The sequence below is a fragment of the Psychromonas sp. Urea-02u-13 genome (assembly GCF_002835995.1).
Taxonomy (GTDB): Bacteria; Pseudomonadota; Gammaproteobacteria; order Enterobacterales; family Psychromonadaceae; genus Psychromonas.
Genome location: NZ_PJBZ01000014.1, coordinates 1 through 245, shown reverse-complemented (window position 1 = coordinate 245; position 245 = coordinate 1). Strand labels below are relative to the sequence as shown.

Sequence of the window (245 nt, the reverse complement as noted above, 5' to 3'; positions counted from 1 at the left end):
TCAAGCAAAGGCACTAAATGCTCTTCAAAAAGGCCGTTAAAAGGGTCTTTGCGGGTACGGTATTGACGGATCTTAGGGTTGGGTTGATGTTCACCTTTATCAATTCGCCTTGCGGTGCTCTCTGAAAAACCAGCCTTAGCAGCTGCGTTAACTTGTGAGTGTTTGGGATTCTTACGATAAGACATATATAAATTAACCTGCTGTTGGTTTATGGATTTTCCAGGCATATAAAATCTCTTAATGAT

1 pseudogene is annotated in these 245 nt (G+C 40.8%); it reads right to left on the bottom strand.

The annotated features are described in order from the left end of the window. Positions 1–227 (bottom strand): annotated as a pseudogene (locus CXF74_RS00045) (IS21 family transposase); the annotation flags it as partial. Between the last annotated feature and the right edge of the window lie 18 nt (positions 228–245).